Source organism: Streptomyces sp. NPDC002619 (assembly GCF_042889305.1).
GTDB lineage: Bacteria > Actinomycetota > Actinomycetes > Streptomycetales > Streptomycetaceae > Streptomyces.
Map to the genome: position 1 here is coordinate 21887 of NZ_JBIAQV010000032.1, position 18370 is coordinate 40256.

The 18370-nt window shown below is 70.5% G+C and carries 19 protein-coding genes and 1 pseudogene; 6 read left to right on the plus strand and 14 right to left on the minus strand.

Annotated elements, in window-relative coordinates; all coding sequences use genetic code 11:
- Window positions 1–27 precede the first annotated feature (27 nt).
- Window positions 28–279, minus strand: a pseudogene (locus ACFYXB_RS33875) (cellulose biosynthesis protein CelD); the annotation flags it as partial.
- Window positions 236–1084, minus strand: a complete 849-nt coding sequence (locus ACFYXB_RS33880) for a DUF427 domain-containing protein (protein ID WP_389588876.1) — start codon at window positions 1082–1084, stop codon at window positions 236–238. The gene ACFYXB_RS33880 and the pseudogene ACFYXB_RS33875, both read right to left, overlap by 44 nt.
- 200 nt (window positions 1085–1284) lie before the next feature.
- On the opposite strand from ACFYXB_RS33880, the gene ACFYXB_RS33885 reads away from it, so the two are divergent.
- Entirely contained in the window at window positions 1285–1977 is a 693-nt protein-coding gene (locus ACFYXB_RS33885; protein WP_389588878.1) for an alpha/beta fold hydrolase, read from the plus strand.
- A gap of 150 nt (window positions 1978–2127) precedes the next feature.
- Window positions 2128–3093 carry a hypothetical protein gene (locus ACFYXB_RS33890; RefSeq protein ID WP_389588880.1) on the plus strand — a complete coding sequence of 322 codons (966 nt, stop codon included), beginning with the start codon at window positions 2128–2130 and terminating at the stop codon, window positions 3091–3093.
- A gap of 4 nt (window positions 3094–3097) precedes the next feature.
- Here the strand turns inward: ACFYXB_RS33890 and ACFYXB_RS33895 are convergent, their stop codons facing one another.
- The 7 genes from ACFYXB_RS33895 to ACFYXB_RS33925 all read right to left on the minus strand — a co-directional run bounded on the left by ACFYXB_RS33895 (window position 3098) and on the right by ACFYXB_RS33925 (window position 8544).
- The gene (locus ACFYXB_RS33895) at window positions 3098–3997 is read right to left on the minus strand and encodes a PfkB family carbohydrate kinase (RefSeq protein WP_389588965.1); all 900 of its coding nucleotides are present in this window, start codon (window positions 3995–3997) and stop codon (window positions 3098–3100) included.
- Window positions 3998–4010: 13 nt separating this feature from the next.
- Entirely contained in the window at window positions 4011–4349 is a 339-nt protein-coding gene (locus tag ACFYXB_RS33900; protein ID WP_388507464.1) for a nuclear transport factor 2 family protein, read from the minus strand.
- A gap of 12 nt (window positions 4350–4361) precedes the next feature.
- Complete coding sequence (locus ACFYXB_RS33905) at window positions 4362–5600, minus strand: cytochrome P450 (RefSeq protein ID WP_389588882.1); 1239 nt, start codon at window positions 5598–5600, stop codon at window positions 4362–4364.
- A gap of 45 nt (window positions 5601–5645) precedes the next feature.
- Window positions 5646–7037: an NAD(P)/FAD-dependent oxidoreductase gene (locus ACFYXB_RS33910; RefSeq protein ID WP_389588884.1), complete on the minus strand. Its 1392-nt coding sequence runs from the start codon at window positions 7035–7037 to the stop codon at window positions 5646–5648.
- Entirely contained in the window at window positions 7027–7257 is a 231-nt protein-coding gene (locus ACFYXB_RS33915) for a ferredoxin (RefSeq protein WP_351356113.1), read from the minus strand. The genes ACFYXB_RS33910 and ACFYXB_RS33915 overlap by 11 nt, the downstream gene beginning before the upstream one ends.
- A 150-nt stretch (window positions 7258–7407) precedes the next feature.
- Window positions 7408–8064: a hypothetical protein gene (locus ACFYXB_RS33920; RefSeq protein ID WP_389588887.1), complete on the minus strand. Its 657-nt coding sequence runs from the start codon at window positions 8062–8064 to the stop codon at window positions 7408–7410.
- A gap of 99 nt (window positions 8065–8163) precedes the next feature.
- Window positions 8164–8544 (minus strand): cold-shock protein, encoded by a 381-nt coding sequence (locus tag ACFYXB_RS33925; protein WP_389588889.1) that lies wholly within the window; start codon window positions 8542–8544, stop codon window positions 8164–8166.
- 236 nt (window positions 8545–8780) lie between these two features.
- Between ACFYXB_RS33925 and ACFYXB_RS33930 the strand changes: the two genes are divergently transcribed.
- Entirely contained in the window at window positions 8781–9323 is a 543-nt protein-coding gene (locus ACFYXB_RS33930; RefSeq protein ID WP_389588891.1) for a DoxX family protein, read from the plus strand.
- Here ACFYXB_RS33930 and tnpB read toward each other — a convergent pair.
- Both tnpB and ACFYXB_RS33940 read right to left on the minus strand, forming a co-directional pair.
- Window positions 9310–10761, minus strand: a complete 1452-nt coding sequence (tnpB, locus tag ACFYXB_RS33935; protein ID WP_389588894.1) for an IS607 family element RNA-guided endonuclease TnpB — start codon at window positions 10759–10761, stop codon at window positions 9310–9312. The two genes, ACFYXB_RS33930 and tnpB, sit on opposite strands and share 14 nt — an antisense overlap.
- Window positions 10758–11330 (minus strand): IS607 family transposase, encoded by a 573-nt coding sequence (locus tag ACFYXB_RS33940; protein WP_389588896.1) that lies wholly within the window; start codon window positions 11328–11330, stop codon window positions 10758–10760. Before ACFYXB_RS33940 ends, tnpB begins: the two co-directional genes overlap by 4 nt.
- Window positions 11331–11693: 363 nt before the next feature.
- On the opposite strand from ACFYXB_RS33940, the gene ACFYXB_RS33945 reads away from it, so the two are divergent.
- Entirely contained in the window at window positions 11694–13400 is a 1707-nt protein-coding gene (locus ACFYXB_RS33945) for an NAD-dependent malic enzyme (protein WP_389588898.1), read from the plus strand.
- A 39-nt stretch (window positions 13401–13439) separates the two neighbouring features.
- Here ACFYXB_RS33945 and ACFYXB_RS33950 read toward each other — a convergent pair whose 3' ends face one another.
- Together ACFYXB_RS33950 and ACFYXB_RS33955 are read right to left on the minus strand one after the other, a co-directional pair.
- A complete protein-coding gene (locus ACFYXB_RS33950; RefSeq protein WP_389588900.1) occupies window positions 13440–14543 on the minus strand; it encodes a DNA alkylation repair protein in 1104 nt (367 codons plus the stop codon).
- Window positions 14544–14761: 218 nt separating this feature from the next.
- Window positions 14762–16084 carry an RNA-guided endonuclease InsQ/TnpB family protein gene (locus tag ACFYXB_RS33955; RefSeq protein ID WP_389588902.1) on the minus strand — a complete coding sequence of 441 codons (1323 nt, stop codon included), beginning with the start codon at window positions 16082–16084 and terminating at the stop codon, window positions 14762–14764.
- Window positions 16085–16107: 23 nt separating this feature from the next.
- Here ACFYXB_RS33955 and tnpA point away from each other — a divergent pair, with 23 nt between their 5' ends.
- Window positions 16108–16539, plus strand: a complete 432-nt coding sequence (gene tnpA, locus ACFYXB_RS33960; protein ID WP_389588904.1) for an IS200/IS605 family transposase — start codon at window positions 16108–16110, stop codon at window positions 16537–16539.
- A 93-nt stretch (window positions 16540–16632) separates the two neighbouring features.
- On the opposite strand, the gene ACFYXB_RS33965 is transcribed toward tnpA, so the two are convergent.
- Window positions 16633–17082: a class I SAM-dependent methyltransferase gene (locus ACFYXB_RS33965; protein ID WP_389588906.1), complete on the minus strand. Its 450-nt coding sequence runs from the start codon at window positions 17080–17082 to the stop codon at window positions 16633–16635.
- 318 nt (window positions 17083–17400) lie between these two features.
- Here ACFYXB_RS33965 and ACFYXB_RS33970 point away from each other — a divergent pair, with 318 nt between their 5' ends.
- On the plus strand, window positions 17401–18318 hold the full coding sequence (locus tag ACFYXB_RS33970; protein ID WP_389588908.1) for a hypothetical protein: 918 nt from the start codon (window positions 17401–17403) through the stop codon (window positions 18316–18318).
- The last annotated feature ends 52 nt before the right edge of the window (window positions 18319–18370 follow it).

The following is an 18370-nucleotide window of genomic DNA, read 5'->3' on the forward strand; positions in this document are numbered from 1 at the left end:
GCACCTCCGGCCGCCGGAGAGGCACTCTCAGCGTGGCCGCGGCTTCGTACTCTCGGACGTGACGCGGGCCGAAGTGCGCAGGGTGCCGACGGACTTCAGCAGGCGATCGGCCGGTTCGCGCAGCCGGGGATGGGGGAGCACCGTGTTCCGCAGGCCGCGTACCGGCCTGCGCCACATCCGGTGCGCCCCGCCACCGGATGGGGCCGGGCCGCGCACCCCTCCCCCCACGCGCAGCTCACGGGTCTTGAGCCACTCCTTGTGCTCCTTGTCGGGGCGTCCTCTTTACCGACAGCACCTTGCTGAAGGGCGTCGTGGGGCGCTCCTGGCGTTCGTCGTCCACGACGATGTCGACCACCTCGTTGTAGAAAGCGAGCAGTCCACGGACCGCGGCCACCGCCGGGAGCGGTTCCGGGTAGCTCCAGAGGATGTCGGGCGGGACGTCGTCTTCGCCGCGCCAGGACCAGTACGTGGCGGTGCCCTTGTACGGGCATCCGGTGCTGTGGTCGCTGGGGTTGAACAGGTCGAGGCGTACGTCCTCGCGCGGCAGGTAGTAGCGCGTGGGCAGGCCGGTCTCGAAGATCAGGACCGGGCGCCTGGTGTCCGCGACGACCGTGCCGGCGATCTCGACCTGCACATGGCGGCTGCTGGGCAGCGCGTCCACCCGTTTGTACGGGTCCCGGGGGTGGATGAAGATCTCTTCCTCCTCCTCGTACCAGTGGTCCAGTCCGCGCCCGGTGCGGCTGCGCCACTCGAAGGCGATGTGTCCGGCGAGTTCGGCCGCGGGAAAGGTCCAGGCCGCATTCTCCAGGAGACCGCCGTCGGCTTCGAGGTCGTAGAAGATCCGTGATCCGGTGTGGCTGCCGGTCCGGGGACGGCGCGCCGGACGGAGCAGGTCCTGGCGGACCTCGTCACGCGGGAAGGCGTACGTCGGTACGGGCACGCGGGGCTCCCAGACCAGGACGGGATGGCGGCTGTCCACGACGGTGAGATCTCCCGCGCGACCGCGCACCCAGCGCCGGCTGGGTTCCCACAGAAGGCCCTCCGGGGTGGTGCGGAGGGATCCGGCGGTGGTGGGTGTGGTCATGTCCCGTTCTCCTTCCGACGGCCGACGGACGGTGGCCTGGGACCGGCGGCCTGTGACCGGCGGACCCTGGCATGCGGCTTGAGAGGGGAGGCCGTAGTGCTCCAGTTAACGCCAGATTCGCCGGCTCGGCCGCGTTGTCCCGGCCCGGGAGTCGGTTCAGTGAAAAGATCCTCCAGAGTCCCGGCTTTGGGAGGAATCCGATGAAGCTGCACAGCCACGTATGGGGAACCGGTGACCGGGTCGCCGTCCTGGTCCACGGGATCATGTCGGACCACAGGACCTGGCGCCGCGTGGGACCGGCGCTGGCCGCCAAGGGCTACCGGGTCGTCGCCGTCGATCTGCGCGGCCACGGGGCGAGCGGACGGGGTGCGTACGGCGCCGAGAGCTGGGCCGACGACCTGGTCGAGACCCTCCCGGACCGCCCAGACCTGGCCCTCGGGCATTCGCTCGGGGCGTTGGCGCTCGCACTGGCCGTCGAACGGCTCGCCCCGGCACGGGCCGTGTACTGCGACCCGGCGTGGGCGCTGCGCCAGGAGGCCGGTGCCGGGGCCCGTCGTTTCGCCGCCTTCAAGCACGCGACCAGGGACATGATCATCGACCTCAACCCTCGTTGGGAGCAGGCCGATGTGGACGTCGAGCTGGCCACGCTCGCGGCCTGGGATCCGCATACGGCTCACGCGCTGGGCGACGTCTACGCCGTCGACCGGACCCCCGCGCGACCCGTCGTGCCTTCGCTGGTCATGGCGGCCGATCCCAGCACGCTCGTATCCCCGGAGTTGAAGGGTGTGTTGACGCGCCGGGGGTTCGAGGTGCGGACCGTCCGCGGTGCCGGACACAGCGTCCATCGCGACGACTTCGACGGCTTCATGGGCGCGCTGGACGGGTGGATCTGAGTCCGCAAGCCGTACGGCATGCGGCCCCACGGCGTGGGCCGCGCGAGCGACCTCGCGGCCACGGCTGCCACCGCCGGTGGCGGGGGGACGTGACCGTGTGTCCTGTGCCGTGCGCCGGTGCCTCGAGCCCCGTTCGTCAGAGAGGTTCCCATGTCCCGACTTCCGCGCCTGGCCGGTATCACCACGGCCGCCATCGCCCTCGGCGTGCTCGCGTCGGCTGCCCCGGTGAGTGACGAGCGACTGCTGACGGAGCCACGCGTCGTCGCCCCCTTCGACCTCGCCGCCGGGCAGACGCCGGAGAACATCGCCCTCGAGCCCGACGGTTCCGCCGACGTCACACTGGCCTTCTCCCGGCAGATCGCGCACATCACCCAGGACGGCCGCAAGCGGATCCTGGCGACCCTGCCGCCCGAGGCGCACCCGGACACACCCCTCCTCGAACGGACCGTGGTTCTCGGCATCGCCCGCGCGCACGACGGCACGCTCTACGTCGACTACGCCACCGGGACCGACAAGACCGGTGTCTGGCGCATCTCCCCCGGCGGCACCCCGAGGCAGATCGCGCGATTGCCCGAGGGCGGGCTGCCCAACGGCCTGGCCCTCGACGAGCGGCGAGGCGTGCTCTATGCCGCGGACTCGGTGCTGGGCACCGTGTGGCGCATCCCGCGGACGGGTGGCGTGCCCACGGCGTGGGCCCGGGCGACCGCACTTGAGCCCGCTGCCGCCGGTGGCTTCGGCGCCAACGGGGTCAAGGTGCACCGTGACGCCGTATGGGTGTCCAACAGCGACCGGGGGACGCTGCTGCGCATCCCCGTACGGCCGGACGGCTCGGCGGGCACTGTCGAGACCAGCGCGAGCGGGCTGGAGGCGATCGACGACTTCACGTTCCCCGGCCCCGGGAACACCGTCTTCGCGGCGCTGATCACGAGCAGCCGGATCACCCAGGTGCGGCCCGACGGCACCCACACCATCGTTCTCACGGGGCAGGACGGCCTGTCCAACCCGACCTCCGTCGCCGTACGCGGCCGGACCGTCTATGTGCCCAGCGCGGCCTACTTCACGACGAAGGACCCGAACCTGCTCCTGGCCCATCTACGCAGGCACTTCAGCCGGTAGCCCGTCAGAGGCTGTCGGGTGGCCGCATCCAGGCACGCGTGCCGAACGAGGCGCAGGACCGCGAGGCGACCCCGACGGCGTACGCGAGCGCCGCGGCGAAGCGATCCGCGTCCGCGGGCACACGTCCGCCCTGCGCCCAGTGCCGGGCGAACGCCCCGTGCAGGAAGTCACCGGCGCCCACGGTGTCGACCGCTCGAACCGGCGGCACCTCGACGGTGCCCTTGCCGCCGGGGCCCGACCACATGACCGGGTCGGCGCCGCGACTGACGGCGGCCCAGACGACACCGTGATCGTGCAGGTGTTCCAGGGTCTCCGCGGCTGTCTCGGTGCCGGGCGGGTGGAAGTCGGCCGAGCACAGGGCGATGTCGATGGCAGGCAGGAGCGTCTCGGTGCCGGTCTTCCAGCTTCCGCCGTCCAGCAGGGTGGGACGGCCTGCTTCGCGCGCCATCCGGGCGGCGGTGAGGGCGAGTTCCCTGTGGTGCCCGTCGAGTTCCACGATGTCGCTGGCGGCCACCAGCGCCGCCAGGTCGTGAGGCGATCCGAGCCGATGGCGCACCGCGTTGGTCGAGGCGACGGCACGCTGACCGCTCGCCGCCGTCACCAGGACCGACGAGACGGAGGGCGGATCGGTCACGTCGGCCGCCAGATCATCCACCACCACGCCCAGGTCCTCGAGGTCGGCCTGGGCCGCCAACGCGAGCGGGTGGCGGCCGATGCCGGTGAGGAGCGTCGCCCTTCCACCCAGGTGCGAGAAGACGGCGGCAGCGTTGGCGGCGGGCCCACCGGCGGCCACGACCTGGTCCCGGGCCGTCAGCTTCTCGTCGGCGCCCGGCACATGGTCCACCAACTGGATGACGTCCACCGTGCACAGCCCGACGAACAGCCCTGCCGGATGCCCCACCATCACCGCCTCCCCGTCATACTCGCCCACCGAAAAACACCCGCACGTCGCGGATCAGACCCTCGCGCACGGTGATCGCTTCCATGTTGCGGTACCGCTCGCCCGTGACGAGCTCGTACTCGTAATAGACGAGGACGAGTTCGGGGTCCGCGCGCGTGACGGTCAACAGCCGCTGCTCCCGGAATCGGGCGGCTGTCGGGAAACACCGCTCGAAGAACACCGCCTTGTCGATGTGGTCGTCCTGCGGGCTGGTGAAGGTGAACTCGTCGGCGTAGAGGGGCAGGGCGGCGTCGCGGTCCTGCGACCTGTAGTGCCGGAAGGCCGCCTCCACCACGTCGACGGGGTTGAGGTCCATGGCTCCATGCTGTCAGGCGCGCAGGCCCTCGAAGGCGATGTTCAGGTGGCGGGGGCCGCGCAGGACCGCGTTCGGGCGGTACGGCGGCGGGTCCTCCAGGAGGCGGGGGTTCTCCAGGCGGCGGGTCAGCTCCGCCAGGGCGATCTGGGCTTCCAGGCGGGCCAGTGGAGCGCCGAAGCAGCTGTGGATGCCGCTGCCGAAGCCGAGGTGCTGGATGTCCCCGCGGTCGGGGTCGAAGCGGTCGGGCTCGTGGAAGCGCTCGGGGTCGCGGTTGCCGGCGGCCAGGACCAGCCAGATGCGCGCACCCTTCGGGATGGTCACGCCACGCAGTTCGATGTCGGCGATGCAGGTGCGCTGGGGGACGAGCTGCACGGGAGGCTCGTAACGCAGCAGTTCCTCCACGATGTTGGGGGCCAGCCCCGGGTCCTCGCGCAGCCGGTGCAGGTATTTCGGGTGGCGCAGCAGGGTCAGCATGCCGTTGGTGATGAGGTTGACCGTGGTCTCGTGGCCGGCGATGAGCAGGAGAACGGAGGTGCTGAGGACCTCCATCGTCGTCATCGCGCCGTCCGGGCCGTGGCTGGTCACCAGGTCGGACAGCATGTCGTCGCGGGGTTCCTTGGCGCGCTCCTCGACCAACCCGGCCAGGTACATGCCGAGTTGCGTCCGGGCCTCCCGCGCGGACTTCGCGGCTTCGGAGTCGGGGGCCACGCGCGTCTCCGGGTCCAGGGCGGCGACGATCGGATCGACCCAGGCCCGGAAACGCGGCTCGTCCTCGCGCGGCACGCCGAGCAGCCGGCAGATCACGGTGACGGGGAAGGGGTAGGCGAACTGGTCGACCAGGTCGATCTGCCGGGCGTCGCCGAAGCCGTCGATCAACTCGGTGACGATCCGTGCGAGTTCGCCGCGCATGGAGTCGATTCGGGTCGGCCGGTGCGGCGGGCCGAAGGAGCTGTTGGCGATGCGGCGCAGCCGGTCGTGCTCCGGGGGGTCGAGCCGGATGAAGCTGGGCGGCAGTCCCGTCGCCTCCACTCCGGCGAGTTCGTCCTCGCCGGCGGCCGTGAGGTTGGTGGCGTCAGAGCTGATGCGGGGGTCGTGCAGGAGGCTCTCGATGTCCCAGTACGAGCTGATGACGTACGGGCCGCCCTCCGCCTCGTGCAGGACCGGCGTCTTGCGGAGCTCTTCGTAGAGCGGATACGGGTTGGCGCGATTCGCGTAATCGGTGATCCGGCGCACGAGCGAGTCTTGCGTCATGAGTGGTCCTTGGGCGTGGGGGTGTCGAGGAGGGCCGGGCAGCCGTCAGTGACGGGCCGGGGTGAAGACCAGGCGCCGGTCGGCAGGTGAGTAACCGCTGAGGGTGACGGTCGGGCCGTGGGTCGGCAGGGACGGGTCGGGGAAGTCGGCCGCGACCGGTCGGCGGCCCTCGGGGCGGCGGTCCACGGTCGGGAACTCCACCGGGAACGGCGCGCCCCTCTCGATCTGCCGCTCGTAGAACTCCAGCCAGCGCGTGTTGTCGAAGCTGACGGCGGCGATGACCCGGCCCTTGTAGCCGTACACGCCGATGAAGCGGCGCTCGGCGAGCGAGCCCTGCGTGATCATGATCTCTTCGCCCATCGGGGGGACGCCGACCGACTTGATGTTCACGCCGAACTGCGAGGACCAGAAGGCGGGCACCCACAGGTGCGGGCGACGCTCGGCGCTGGGGCTGATCATGTTGTGCGCGGCGATCTCGGCCTGTGCGACGGCGTTGCCCCAGTGTTCGAGGGAGAGGAACTGGTAGCCGAACAGGGCGTGCGGGGAGCGGGCCACGTCACCGGCGACGAAGACGTCGTCGGTGACGATGCCCCGGAAGTCGAAGGCACGGCAGCCCGCGTCGCAGGCGATGCCGCGGGGTCCCGCACCGAGCCCTGATCCGTTCAGCCACTCCGTGTTGCGCAGCGCGCCCAGCGAGACCACCACGACGTCCGTCTCGACGATGCTCTCGTCGGACAGGTGCGCGGCCCGTACCCGGCCCGCCGAGTCGCCCTCCAGGGCGGTGACCATCACGCCGGTGCGCAGGTCCACGCCGTTCTCGCGGTGGAGGTCCGCCGAGACGGCGCCGATCACTCCGCCGAGGGCGCCGACCAAAGGCGCACCGGCGCGCTCGGCCACGGTGACCTGGATGTCCATCTCCCGGCAGGCGGAGGCGACTTCGCAGCCGGCGAATCCGGCGCCGATGACGAACACCCGGCGTGGTCCGGCCTTCAGCCGCCGGTCGAGGGCGGCCGCGTCGTCCCGGCCGCGCAGGACGAAGACGCCGTCCAGCTCGGCCTCGGCCTCCTTCGGCCAGGGCCGGGCGCGGGTGCCGGTGGCGATCAGCAGGCGGTCGTACTCGACTTCGTCGCCGTCGGCGAGCCGTACCCGCTTGGCCGCCATGTCGAGGCTGGTCGCCGGGACGCCGAGCCGCCACTTGGCGTCGATCTCGTGGCGCCGGGGCAGGTCGGTGTGGAGCGCGGAGGCCTTGCCGAGCAGGACGGCTTTGGACAGCGGCGGCCGGTCGTACGGCTCGTACGGCTCGTCGCCGATCATGGTGAGGGAACCGGCGAAGCCCTCGGCGCGCAGCGTCTCGGCGGCCCTGAGGCCCGCGAGCGACGCGCCGACGATGACGATCCGGCCCTCGCGCCTGAACCACTCGAGGTAGTCAGCGGCCATCGGAGGTCTCCCGCGCGGAGCCGGGGGCATGCAGTCCGTCGGCGGTGATCGCCTGCACGGGGCAGGCGGCGACGGCGCGCGCGACCGCCTCGCGCTGTTCCGGTTCGGCGCGCGGGTTGTAGATCAGGGACTCCTCGCCGTGCATGGTGAAGACGTCCGGCGCGAGAAACGCGCACTGTGCGTATCCCTGGCATTTGTTGAGATCGACGACAAGCCTCATCGACGCTCCGCCCTTTCGGCAGCCAGGTCCGGCGTGCACCACCTGCTCGGCGGGACCCTTCGGACGGCGGTCATCTCCCCCTTGCCAGCATGCGAGCCGGAGGGCGGCCCGGGCGCGCCGGGGCGCGCCGATCGAGTGACCGGCCCGCGCTCACCCCGCCCGTCCGCCGACCACGAGGATGTAGACGCTGAGCACCAATGACCACGCGGGGAAGGCCAGCTCGGCCCAGGGGGCGTTGGACGAGACGAACAGCAGCGTCAGGGCGGTGAGGAAGCCCAGCACGGTGAGCCACCGGGGCAGGATGCCGAGGCGGTGTCCGATCACGGACATGGAGCAGGTGAAGACGGCCGCCATCCGCATGGCGTAACCGGTCATCAGGGTGTACGCGAGGTGCCGGCCGAAGTCCCAGGTGGGCAGTCCGGGTGTGCTGCCGGGAGGGTGCGCGGTGGCCAGTACGGCGTCTGCGGCCGCGGCCGCCGCGGACATCATGGCGACGAAGACCAGTCCGCTGCCGAGCAGGACGGTGGCGAGGAACCGGTCCTCGGCGTCACCGACGTGGGAGCGTACGACGCCGAGGAACCACAGGAAGAAGATGCCGGCGAACGGCACGAGCGCGAGTGCCGTGCGCACTGCGCTGCGCCGGGCCGTGTCGGTGAAGCCCTGGGGGGTGATCGCGTCGGCGCCCTCGGGGATGCCCAGCCTGATCAGCACGATGGCCGCCGCGAGCAGCAACGCGAAGACGACACCCGCGAGTCCGGCGCCCCGGGGAGTCTGCAGTGGCCGCTCGCCCGGCCCCGTCGTCTGCATGCGCGACTCGCTCCCTCTCCACCGACCGTTGCCACCAGCAAGCAGCCTGAGGGGAGGCGCCGCCACCGGAGGACGGCCGAACGGAAGAGCGCGGGCCGGTCAGTCCTCGGTCCAGCCGTGCTTCTTCGCGAACTGGGCGAGTTCCTGGCGGATCTGGAGGATCTGCTGGCCGGTCAGGGTGGGGGCCGCGCGGAGGAGGAGTTCGGTGATCTCGGTCGTGAACTCGGTCGTCTGCAGCACGTCGCACAGCGAGTCGTCGGTGACGGCGCCGACCGACGAGGGGCCGAGGCGGATGGAGGAGGCCTTGGGGCCGCGGTCGCCCTCCTCGATGTCGAACTCGACGACGAGTCCGGTACGGACCATGGATTCCGGGATGAGGAGGTCGTTCACATGGAGGAAGACGTCTTCGTCTCCCTCCTCGGGAGCGATGAACCCGTATCCCCGCGTGCTGTCGAACCGCACCACACGACCTGCGACCACACCAACCCCCAAACAACCCGGGCCACCTGCCCGAAACATTTCGCGGGCGAGTTTAGCAGCAGCCCGGGGGGTTGATGGGCCACCGACGGGGTCCTACGCAAGGCCGCGGCGCCCGGTATTGACATCACATCGGTGGTTCACCACGATCGTCCGACAACCGGGCCGACCGCTGTGCGGACACTTGTCCGCCACGATCGGCCCGGTTCCGGCCGTCGTCCCCACGGAAGGTCACTCGGATGAGCCTGGGACTGCTGATACTTCGGGTGTTGCTCGCCGCTCTGCTGTTCGGCCACGCGACGCAGAAGCTGCGCGGATGGTTCGGCGGCGCCGGTCTCGTCGGCACCGGAGTGGCCTTCGAACGGCTGGGATTCGTGCCCGGTGCGAGGATGGCGCTCGTCGCCGGCCTCGCGGAACTCACGGGTGCCGCCTCGATCGCCACCGGGCTGCTGACACCCGCCGGCTGCGCCGTCGTCGTCGGCACGATGACGGTGGCCGCCGCGGCGAACTCGACCAACGGCTTCTGGGCCCAACGCTGCGGCTGCGACGTACCGTTCTGGTACGGCGCTGTCGCCGCGGTCCTCGGCTTCACCGGCCCCGGACCCTGGTCGCTCGACACCACCCTCGGCCTGGACAACCTGTCCGGCTCCGCGCAGGGTCTGGCGGCGCTGGCCCTCGGCCTTGGCCTCCTCGCGTCCGTCGTTCCGTTGCTTCGAGCATGGTCAGCTCTCAGCATTCCGGGTATTTCGGCCCAGAAGGTCCGTCTCATCACCACAGCGTGAGGGCTTCGGCTTGAGTACGGTCTCTCGTTTCTGTCTGCCGCTGGTCAGGCAGGGTTGCGCCACCTGCCCGCCCCGCCGTGGCCTTGTGGCTGCGGCGGGTGGTGCGGGTCTTGTGGTCGACTCCACGAGGCTTCGACGTCTTGACGGCGTCCTGGTCTCCGGCCACTCCGGTACCAGTTGCTGCCGCCGCTGCGAGGGCGGCGAGGTTGTGTGCGGCGTTGGCGTCCCGGTCGATGACCAGGCCGCACACGTCGCATGCGTAGGTCCGGACGTGCAGCGGCAGTTTGGCTTTCACCGCGCCGCACCCGGAGCAGGTCTTGGAGGAGGGGAAGAAGCGGTCGGCGGCCATGATGCGGCAGCCGTTCCGCTTCGTCTTGTAGGTGAGTTGGCGGCGGATCTCTCCGAATCCGGCGTCAGCGATCCTCCGCGCCAGGCGCCGGTTGCGGAGCATTCCGGCGACGTTGAGGTCCTCGACCGCGACGGTGCCGTACTCGGCCGTCACGGCGGTGGTGAGTTTGTGCAGGGCGTCGGTGCGGAGGTTCGCGACGCGGTGGTGCACGCGGTTGCGGGCCGCGTTGGCCTTCTCCCACCGCTTCGACGGCTTCTGCCCCATCCTGCGGTCCGGGCCCCGGCGGCGGGAGACGGTGCGGGAGGCACGGCGTAGCTGCCCCAGCGCCGCATCGAGGTGCCTCGGATTGGCTTCTTCGCGGATCTCGCCGGTGCTGTCGGCCATCACCGCGAGGGTCTTCACCCCCAGGTCGATCCCGACCGCCACGTCCGGCCGGGCGACCTTCACGAGGTCGCGTTTGACCTCGGCCTGGAAGGACACGAACCAGCGGCCCCGCTCGCGCCGGACCGTGGCGGAAAGGATGCGGGCCGTTTCGGCCTGCACGCGGGTCAGGAGCTTGCCGGTGGGTTCATGGGTGCGGATCGTGCCGAGCCGGGGCAGGGTGATGTGACGGCCGTCCGTGTCGACGCGGATGGTGCCGGTGGTGAACCGGCAGGCCAGACGCGCCTTCCGCTTCTGCTTGAACCGCGGCATCCCCACCGCGCGGCCCCGTCGCTCACCCTGCTTCGACTTCGCGTAGTTGTCGAACGCGGCAGCAGCATTCGCCAGGCCGGTGGAGTACGCCTCCTTGGAGTTCTCCTCCCACCACCCGGCGAACCTGGGATCGGTGTGCTTGGCCTCGTTGAACGCCTTGCGCAGCGCGGGCAGCGACCACGGCCGCCACTTGGTCAGCGACTCCTCGACAACGCCATAGGACTCCTCGGCCTTCCGCTGCCACCACGACGCGCTCACCCAGCCGACAGCCCAGTTGTACGCGGCCCTGGCCGCGCCGCAATGCGACCGCAGCGCAGCCTCCTGGGCGGCGTTCGGGCCGAGGGCGAACCGGTACGCCTGCACCACGAAACCCGGTTGCGGCCGGAACGTCTTCACTCGGCGGCCTCGCCCATCGCCACGGCCACCGCGCGTTCGGCACGGTTCTTCGCCGCCCGCCGCCCGTACAGACGAGCGCACATCGAGGTCAGCACCTCGGTGATGTCACGGACCAGGTCATCAGTGGTCTCGGCGGGATCCAGGACCAGCAGGCGGCGGCCGGATGCCGACAGAGCGGCTTCGAGGTGTTCGACGCCGAAGCGAGCGAGGCGGTCACGGTGCTCGACCACGATCACCGCCGCTTGCGGGTCGGCGAGCAGACGGTGCAGCTTCCGGCGTCGCCCGTTCAAGCCCGAGCCGACCTCGGCGACGACCTCGGCGACGGCCAGGCCCTGCCGGTTCGCCCCGGCCACGACCCGGGCCGTCTGCCGCTCCAGGTCGGCTCTCTGATCAGCGGACGACACGCGGCAATACGCCACGACCCGCCCAAAGGCGGCAGGCGCTTCCTCGACCAGCCACGTCCCGGACGGGGCCTGGCGCACGGGGACGGGCATCTTGCCGTCCTTCACCCACCGCCACGCGGTCTGGTAGCTCACGCCCTGCTGACGCGCCCACTCCGAAAGCTTCACACGAACAAGATACACAACCAGAAATGACTACGTATGACTACAGAATACGAAGCAGATATCGACCCCTCACCGCCCGCGCCCGCGTACTGCGCGAGCGAGCCGGCGCGCCGGAAGCGGACGGCCGCGAGTCGCCTCGAGCAGCCGGGAGGAGCCGGTGGAAGTTGCGGGTCAGTCGGTCCATCAAATGGCCGGCCCGCAACTGTCACGCGAGACTTCCTTTGCGGGGACGGCGACAGGCGGTCGTGCGCATCGCACGGACAGATGTCCGCCAGGCGAATGATGAATCGCTGCGGAAAGCTCTGTGTTACGTTCACGCGAGCACCGACGTCACGGCCGTCGCAGGCACCCGGACATCTGGGAGCGATGATGAACACCTGGTGGAACGCGCGGACGTCAGGTTTCGAGACGACCGCACGCGGACGGGCCGTCCTGGCCGATCCCCGGATCAACCGCGGTACGGCCTTCACCGCCGAGGAACGCCTCGCACTGGGCCTCGACGGACTGATCCCGCCCCGGATGCTCAGCCTGGACCAGCAGGCCGAGCGCGCCTACGGTCAGTACACCGCGCAGCCCACGGATCTGGCCAAGAACGTCTACCTGACCGCGCTGCACGACCGGAACGAGGTCCTGTTCTACCGGCTCGTCGGCGACCACCTCTCGGAGATGCTGCCCATCGTCTACACGCCGACGGTGGGCACCGCGATCGAGCGGTACAGCAACGAATACCAGCGCCCGCGGGGCATCTACCTGTCGGTCGATGCGCGCGAGGGCATGGAACGTGCGCTGCGCGCCTCGGGGTTGAGTGCCGCCGACGTCGACCTGGTCGTGGCGACCGACGGCGAGGCCATTCTGGGCATCGGGGACTGGGGCGTGGGCGGCATCCACATCTCGGTGGGCAAACTCGCCGTGTACACGGCCGCGGGAGGCATCGACCCCGCCCGCACCCTGCCCGTCGTGCTCGACGTCGGTACCAACCGCAAGCAACTCCTGGACGATCCGCTGTATCTGGGCAACCGTCACCCGCGCGTGGACACGCAGACGTACGACGCGTTCATCGACGCGTTCGTGACCACGGTGGGCCGGCTCTTTCCCGACGCGATGCTGCACTTCGAGGACTTCGGCGCGGCCAACGCGCGCCGCATCCTGGAGCGCTACCGGCACGACCGGTTCGTCTTCAACGACGACATCCAGGGCACGGGTGCGGTCAACCTGGCCGCCGTCCTGTCAGGGGTGCGGGCCAGCGGGCTGCCCTTGCGTGACCACCGCGTCGTGGTCTTCGGCGCCGGTACGGCCGGCATGGGTATCGCCGATCAACTCCGGGATGCCATCGCCGAGGCCGGGTTGACCCACGACGAGGCCACCCGGCGCTTCTGGGCCGTGGACCGCGATGGACTGATCACCCGGGACCAGAACGGTCTGCGCGACTTCCAACTCCCCTACGCCCGCCCCGAAGAAGAGGTCTCCGGATGGCGGCAGGAACCGGGGGCGGCCGTCATCTCCCTTGCGGATACGGTCCGGAACGTGCGGCCCACCATCCTGATCGGTACCTCCGGCCAGGGCGGGGCGTTCACCGAAACGATCGTGCGTGAGATGGCCGCGCACACCGAGCGACCCATCATCCTGCCGATGTCCAACCCGACCCGGCTGGCCGAAGCGAAGCCCGCCGACCTGCTGGACTGGACCGACGGCCGGGCGCTGGTCGCCACCGGCAGCCCGTTCGAGCCCGTCGAGCGCGACGGCGTCACGTACCGGATCGGCCAGGCGAACAATGCGCTCGTCTTTCCCGGCCTCGGCCTCGGCGCCGTCGTCGCCCGCGCCACGCGGATCACCGACAGCATGCTCTCCGCCGCGGCATACGCCGTCGCCGGGCAGGTCGACCCCACCGAACCCGGAGCTCCGATCCTGCCCCTCCCCGACGCACTGCGCCGCACCTCCGCCGCCGTGGCCGTCGCCGTGGCCCGGGCGGCGGCCGACGCCGGCGTCGCGCGCGCCACCGTCGACGACACCATCGAGGAACGGGTGCGCCGGGCGATGTGGGAGCCGGTCTACCTCCCCATCACCGCCGTCTGACGGACGCGGGAAGCGGCCCGCGCGTGGGGCGACGCAGAGTCAGGGCGTGCCGAGTTCGAACTCCGCCGTGTCCGTCGCCACACCGTTCACCTGGAGTGCGATGGCGTGCGGGCCGGGGTGGTAGCGGCGGGTGGTGATCGGGCGGAAGGAGTGCTCGCGGTCCACCTCCACCGTCTCGCCCGGGGCGAGAGTACGGGTCGTGAGCTTGAACGTCTTGGCGCTCTGCGAGCCGTTCGCCTTGTAATAATGGACCACGTAGTCGATCGCCAGCCGGGCCTGCTCCGCGCCGGAGTTGCGGATGGTCGCGGTGAATCGGACGCTCCCGCCGAACGGCACGGTGGTGCGGTCGAGCACCGGACCGTCGATCTCCAGCGTCGCCGGCGCGAAGCCGAGCACGTCGAGGGCACTGGGGTGACCGCGTTTGACGAGGGTGCGCAGTCCGTGGCGTACGAGCCGTCCGGTCGTCGGGGCCGGCGCGTCGAGCCAGCGCCGGGCGGTCGCCACGACGAGGTCGGCGTGGTCCCGGCTGAGGTCGTTGAGGTGGTTGGCGACGGAGCGCCGTACATATTCGCTGTCGTCGCCGTAGAGGGCGTCGAGGACGTGCACGGTCGCGCCTGCGCGGGAGATCAGCTCCGGCACGCGGATCGACCAGGGCAGGTAGGGGCGGGTGCCCTCGGAGGCCAGGCGGCGCACGTCGGCGTCGGCTGACGCCGTCCAGCCGGCGACGATCGTCAGCGCCCGGTCGATGTCGTGCCGCAGCAGGACCCGGACGGCGAACTCGGAGGTCAGCCGTCCGGTGAGCTCGGCCAGCAGCGCCATGGCGTCGTCGAAGGCCTCACTCGTGTCCTCGGCGACGGCCTTCGTGGCGACGGCGCTGGTGACCGGCCAGATGAGCCAGCCGCCGAACTCCTGCGTGCCGTCCCGTGCGGCCCGTACGACCCGTGCCAGCTCGGCATAGTCCCCCGGTACGTCCGCGAGCAGCGCGTCCCGCAGCAGGTCTGCGCGCTCGCGCAGCGTGAGGGGGCCGAGCTGGTCGGCAGCTGCCCGCAACGAGTCGAGCGGCGCGCCGGGAACCGCGGTCTGCACGGCCTGGGTCAGCGATCGGGCGGTCCGGCCGTGGATGAGTTCGTCGGCGAAAGGCATGACGGCATCCTCTCAACCTCGGTCATCGTCACCGCACGACCTGTGTGACCCGCCACAGCCGCCGGGGCAGTTCCCCTTCCTCGAAGGCGTGCACCTCGACGAGTTCCCAGCCCTCGGCAAGGTCGTCGACTAGGGCGCGCGGGAAGAAGTGGACCGCGAAGCCGCCGTGTTCTTGAAGTGCTCTCCTCCCTTCGCAAGCTCAGGAAGGAGATTCCCGCCTACCTTGCGGCAGCGGGCTTGGCGCCACGGGTGCGCCTGACGACTGCCCTCCCGGCAGCCGGGATCGCCACGAGGCCGATCCGGTACAGGTGCAAGACGTTCCGGGCTGCGTTGTGGTCGGCGTTGCCTTCCCATCCGCAGTCGGGGTTCTTGCACACGAACGTGGCCTGGTCTTCCCGGCCGCCGGGCGTGATGAAACCGCACGCAGAGCAGCGCAGGGAGGTGTTCGGGGCGGGGACCTTGTGCAGGGTGCCGCCGTTGCGGGCGGTCTTGTACGTCAGCATCGTCACGGTGCGGCCCCATGCCTCTTGGCTGATGGAGCGGTTCAGGCCGGACTTCTGCGCGACGTTCTTCCCGGGTTCCTCGATGGTTCCCCTGGCGGACTTGACCATGTTCGTGATGTTGAGTTGTTCGACCACGACCGTGCCGTAGGTGCGGGCGAGGTTCGTTGTGGTCTGGTGCTGCCAGTCAACGGCGCGGCGCGTGGCTCTTGCGCGGAGCTGCTTGATCTGGTCGTAGGTGTTCCGCAGCCGGTTGGAGCTGCGCTCCTTCGGCTTGCGGAAGGATTTGCGGTGTGCGGCCCGTTGTTCCAGGCGGAGCAGCTTGGCTTTCTCGTCCGGGTTCAGCCACTTGTCCCGGTCTGCGGTGCCGTCCGGGAGCCGGGGCGGCCTCCCGTGGTCCTGATGGTTGCCGTCGGACAGGGCCAGTGGCAGGTTCACCCCGGCGTCGATGCCGACCTCGCCGCCGCCATGCGGTCCGGGCCTGGGCTCCAGGGTCTGGACGCGGAAGGCGATGTGCCAGCCGAGCGCGTCCTTGACCAGCCGCGCCCCGGTGATCCGGTTCTCCTTGTTCGCTGCCTTGCCCACCGGCAGATCACGGGTCCAGCGGAACCGGACGCGGCCGGCCTTGGGGATGTTGACCATGCCCCACCGTCGGTGCACCCGCTTGATCTGGAGGTCCCGGCCCTGCGGGATGTCCACGGACATGACGGTGCGGATGCGGGCCTTGAAGGTGGGCTCCTCGGCCCGTCCGTCCCAGCAGTTCTTCCACGCCTGGATGTACGTCTTGAGGACCGCTTGCGCGGCCTGTGCGGGCAGCGCCGCGTACCAGTCGATCTCCTTACGGGCCTGACGCAGCGTCTGGTCCATTCGGGACAGCGACCTCTGGCACTTCGGCGTCATGGTCCACAGGTCGTGGAGCTGATTCCACATCGCCCGCGCCGCATGAGCCTGATCATCCACGAGTCGGGCCTGCGCAGGCGTCAGCGCCAGCCGGGCGCGATGCCCGAACTGCCGCTTCTCCAGCGCACGTTCCGTGTCCACACGATCACCGTAGCATTTGGTTTATGTCGCCACGCTGGAATCCAAACCCCGATGTACGCACCGGCCGTCACGTCGTGTACGGCCTGCATGTTCATTTGGTGTTCGTCACCAAGTACCGGCGGAAGGCGTTCACCGACGCCATGCTGACCAGGTGTGAGGAGATCATGGGGGAGGTCTGTACCGACTTCGAGGCCGAGCTGAAGCAGTTCAACGGCGAAGAGGATCACGTGCACCTCCTGGTGCACTACCCGCCGAAGGTCCAGCTCTCCAAGCTGGTCAACTCCCTCAAGGGCGTCTCCGCCCGCCTGCTGCGCAAGGAGTACAACGCCCACGTCCGCCGGTATCTGTGGGACGGCCACTTCTGGTCCGGCTCCTACTTCGCCGGATCCTGCGGCGGGGAACCGCTGACCGTCGTACGCCAGTACATCGAGAACCAGCAGCGCCCCACAGGCTGATGACAACACTGCGGACCCGTGCGAACAGTGCGGGTCAGAGCAGGTCTGAGATGGCCTTCACCCCCGCCCTGAAGGGCGGAGCACTGGCCAAGATCAAAGGTAGATGTCGTCGCCGTGCGCGAGGCCCGTGCCGTAGTGGCCGTCGCCGGTGTGACGGACGGTGTGGACGAACACTTTTCGGGGACGCAGGACACGCCCCACCTCGCCGGCCAGGGCGTGGATCTCGGCGGTGGACAGGGCCATGCGCAGCAGCATGTGGGCGAACACGGCGTCGGTGGAGGCGTCGGCCAGCGGCAGCGGGGCCCGGACGTCGTGCACCGTCGTGGTGACCCGCTCGGCCAGGCCCTCCGCTTCGGCGGCAGCAGCCAGCCGGCTCAGGCCGACCGGGCTGAAGTCGGTGGCGTGCACGGCGAAGCCCTCGCAGGCGAAGTACAGGGCATCGCGGCCGTGACCGGCGCCCAGTTCCAGCACGGTCGAGGCACCGGCCGTACGGAAGACGGCGGCGGCGTGCCGCGCGGCCGCGGAGGGTGTGCCACCGTACATGCCCGGGTGATCGGTGCAGGTGTGCTGCCAGTGCTCCTGCTGGGACCGCGACGAGATGGCCGTGGTCGTCCTGCATGGTGTCTCCCGCGCGTGCGTGGACCCGCCTGGTGGACGGGCTCACCGGCGATCCTTCCACAGGGCGGGGCGCCCCGGCCGAGGCGGGTGTACGGCCCGGAAGCGCGAACCCCGCACCGGGCGTCAGATACCCCCACCCCGTATCAAGCACAAGGCTCGAAACCGCTTGACTTCATACCCCCCATGGGTATGTTCAAGCGCACCGGGCCGCCGACCGTGCGGCCACGAGCCCAGGGGGGCACCATGCACACGGGACTCCGGATCACCGTCTTCGCCGCCGCGCTCGCCGCCACCTTCGGCACCGCCTACGGCCTGGGCAGCACCTTCGGCGAGGCCTCCCCCGAACGAAAACCGACGGCCCACCCCCACGTGCAGGGCCACGACACCTCGCCGCCCGGCGGGCTCCACTCCTCCGACGGCGGCTACACCCTCGCCCTGAGGACCCCGACCGTCCCGGCCGGGCGGGACACCGGCCTGCGCTTCTCGGTCGTGGCGGACTCGACCGGCCGGTCGCTCACCGCCTACGAGCCCGAGCACGGCAAGGAACTGCACCTGATCGTCGCCTCACGCGATCTGTCCGTCTACCGCCATCTGCACCCCGTCCGCGCGGCCGACGGCACCTGGTCCGCCTCCGTCGACCTGCCCAGGGCGACCGGATACCGCGTCTTCGCCGACTTCACTCCGCGCGGCGGCGACGGACTCACCCTCGGCACAGACCTCACCGCGACCGGACCGAGCACGACGTCCCGGACGCCCGCCCCCCACCGCACGGCCCACGTCGACGACTACCAGGTCACGCTGCACGGCGGCCTCGTCCCGGGCAGGCTCGGCGAACTCACACTGACCGTGACCAAGGACGGCGAGCCCGTGCGCGACCTCGAGCCGTACCTGGAGGCGTACGGCCACCTGGTCGCTCTGCGCTCCGGCGACCTCGCCTACCTGCACGTCCACCCGAACGGCGAGCCCGGCGACGCGACGACCCGCCCAGGACCTGACGTCTCCTTCACGGCCACGGCACCGAGCGCCGGAACGTACCGGCTCTTCCTGGACTTCAAGCACGGCGGAACGGTCCGGACCGCGGCGTTCACCGTACGGGCGGCGGCCGCACCGGCCGGAGCGCCGGACACACACCCGGAGAACACGGCCGGGCACGGACACTGACGGCACCTGCCCGGACGCCCAGGGGAACCGCTGCCACCCGCGCGATGGCCGG

Coding starts and splice junctions, on each gene's coding strand:
- ACFYXB_RS33965 (WP_389588906.1), bottom strand. CDS start 17,082: ATGTACGGTGGCACACCCTCCGCGGCCGCGCGGCACGCCGCCGCCGTC.
- ACFYXB_RS33920 (WP_389588887.1), bottom strand. CDS start 8,064: ATGCAGACGACGGGGCCGGGCGAGCGGCCACTGCAGACTCCCCGGGGC.
- ACFYXB_RS33970 (WP_389588908.1), top strand. CDS start 17,401: ATGCACACGGGACTCCGGATCACCGTCTTCGCCGCCGCGCTCGCCGCC.
- tnpA (WP_389588904.1), top strand. CDS start 16,108: ATGTCGCCACGCTGGAATCCAAACCCCGATGTACGCACCGGCCGTCAC.
- ACFYXB_RS33905 (WP_389588882.1), bottom strand. CDS start 5,600: ATGACGCAAGACTCGCTCGTGCGCCGGATCACCGATTACGCGAATCGC.
- ACFYXB_RS33950 (WP_389588900.1), bottom strand. CDS start 14,543: ATGCCTTTCGCCGACGAACTCATCCACGGCCGGACCGCCCGATCGCTG.
- ACFYXB_RS33945 (WP_389588898.1), top strand. CDS start 11,694: ATGATGAACACCTGGTGGAACGCGCGGACGTCAGGTTTCGAGACGACC.
- ACFYXB_RS33880 (WP_389588876.1), bottom strand. CDS start 1,084: ATGACCACACCCACCACCGCCGGATCCCTCCGCACCACCCCGGAGGGC.
- ACFYXB_RS33910 (WP_389588884.1), bottom strand. CDS start 7,037: ATGGCCGCTGACTACCTCGAGTGGTTCAGGCGCGAGGGCCGGATCGTC.
- ACFYXB_RS33890 (WP_389588880.1), top strand. CDS start 2,128: ATGTCCCGACTTCCGCGCCTGGCCGGTATCACCACGGCCGCCATCGCC.
- ACFYXB_RS33900 (WP_388507464.1), bottom strand. CDS start 4,349: ATGGACCTCAACCCCGTCGACGTGGTGGAGGCGGCCTTCCGGCACTAC.
- ACFYXB_RS33915 (WP_351356113.1), bottom strand. CDS start 7,257: ATGAGGCTTGTCGTCGATCTCAACAAATGCCAGGGATACGCACAGTGC.
- ACFYXB_RS33885 (WP_389588878.1), top strand. CDS start 1,285: ATGAAGCTGCACAGCCACGTATGGGGAACCGGTGACCGGGTCGCCGTC.
- ACFYXB_RS33895 (WP_389588965.1), bottom strand. CDS start 3,997: ATGGTGGGGCATCCGGCAGGGCTGTTCGTCGGGCTGTGCACGGTGGAC.
- ACFYXB_RS33930 (WP_389588891.1), top strand. CDS start 8,781: ATGAGCCTGGGACTGCTGATACTTCGGGTGTTGCTCGCCGCTCTGCTG.